The organism is Streptomyces sp. NRRL WC-3549, from assembly GCF_000721935.1.
Taxonomy (GTDB): domain Bacteria; phylum Actinomycetota; class Actinomycetes; order Streptomycetales; family Streptomycetaceae; genus Streptomyces.
In genome coordinates this window covers 236,897-238,445 of the sequence record NZ_KL585383.1, presented here as the reverse complement: position 1 = coordinate 238,445, position 1,549 = coordinate 236,897, and the positions used below count along the sequence as shown (strand labels likewise).

General features: G+C 75.1%; 1 protein-coding gene and 1 pseudogene. Both read left to right on the top strand.

The window, feature by feature from the left end:
* Nucleotides 1-272: pseudogene (locus IH13_RS0103245) on the top strand (formimidoylglutamate deiminase); the annotation flags it as partial.
* Between the two features lie 80 nt (nucleotides 273-352).
* Nucleotides 353-1,525 carry an imidazolonepropionase gene (hutI, locus tag IH13_RS0103240; protein WP_031080886.1) on the top strand — a complete coding sequence of 391 codons (1,173 nt, stop codon included), beginning with the start codon at nucleotides 353-355 and terminating at the stop codon, nucleotides 1,523-1,525.
* Nucleotides 1,526-1,549: the final 24 nt, after the last annotated feature.

The window sequence follows — 1,549 nt, the reverse complement described above, 5'->3', positions numbered from 1 at the left end:
CCGCCGACGGCCACGCCGCGCTCGGCCGCCCGGAGGCGGGCACGCTGGAACCAGGGGCGTCGGCCGACCTGACCACGATCGCGCTGGACTCCGTCAGAACAGCGGGGCCGGCGCACCGGATGGCCGCCCAGGTGGCCGTATTCGCCGCCTCCGCGGCGGATGTACGGCACACGGTCGTGGCGGGCCGTCACATCGTGCGGGACGGACGGCACACCATGGTCGAGGACGTGCCCCGGGCCCTCGCCTCGGCCGTCGCGGCCGTGTACCGCTGACCTCGCGGCCGGTCCGCCGCCGCACGCCACCGCGGCCGCGGGCCGTCCGCACCGACGCACTCGACGAAAGCTGCTGCCAGATGACGACGACCGCCGTCACCCACATCGCCAGTCTGGTCACCAACGACCCCTCCCTCGGAAACGGGACCCCCCTGGGCCTGATCCCGGACGCGGCCGTCGTCATCGACGGCGACCGTGTCGTCTGGACCGGTGGATCAAGCAAAGCACCCGCCACTGACAACGTCCTCGACGCGGGCGGCCGGGCGATGGTCCCGGGCTTCGTGGACTCCCACTCCCACCTGGTCTTCGCGGGCGACCGCACCCAGGAGTTCAACGCCCGCATGTCCGGCCGCCCCTACTCGGCCGGCGGTATCCGCACCACCGTGGCCGCCACCCGCGCCGCCGGTGACGAGGAGCTCTCCGCCAACGTCGCCCGCCACCTCGCCGAGGCGCTCCGCCAGGGCACCACCACTCTGGAGACCAAGTCGGGCTACGGCCTGACCGTCGAGGACGAGGCCCGCGCCCTGCGGATCGCCGCCGGCCACACCGACGAGGTCACCTACCTCGGCGCCCACATCGTCGCCCCCGAGTACGCCGACGACCCCGCGGGTTACGTGGACCTGGTCACCGGTCCGATGCTGGACGCCTGTGCGCCGTACGCCCGTTGGGTCGACGTCTTCTGCGAGCGGGGCGCCTTCGACGGCGACCAGGCGCGCGCCGTCCTCACCGCGGGCCTGGCCAGGGGCCTCGGCGCCCGGGTGCACGCCAACCAGCTCGGACACGGCCCCGGCGTCCAGCTCGCCGTCGAGCTCGGTGCCGCGTCCGCCGACCACTGCACCCACCTGACCGACGCCGACCTCGACGCGCTCGGCCAGGGCGGCACCGTGGCGACCCTGCTCCCCGGCGCGGAGTTCTCCACGCGTGCCGACTGGCCCGACGCCCGGCGGCTGCTCGACGCCGGGGCCACCGTCGCCCTGTCCACGGACTGCAACCCCGGTTCCTCCTACACCTCGTCCATGCCGTTCTGCATCGCCCTCGCCGTACGGGACATGGGCATGACCCCCGACGAGGCGCTCTGGTCCGCCACCGCCGGAGGCGCGGCCGCGCTGCGCCGCACCGACATCGGCCGCATCGCACCGGGCGCCCGTGCCGACCTCGTCCTGCTCGACGCCCCGAGCCACGTCCACCTCGCCTACCGTCCGGGCGTGCCGCTGGCCGCCGCGGTCTGGCGGGGCGGGGAACGCGTCCTGTGACACCCGCCGTCCCGTGGCGCGGCC

Coding starts and splice junctions, on each gene's coding strand:
- hutI (WP_031080886.1), top strand. CDS start 353: ATGACGACGACCGCCGTCACCCACATCGCCAGTCTGGTCACCAACGAC.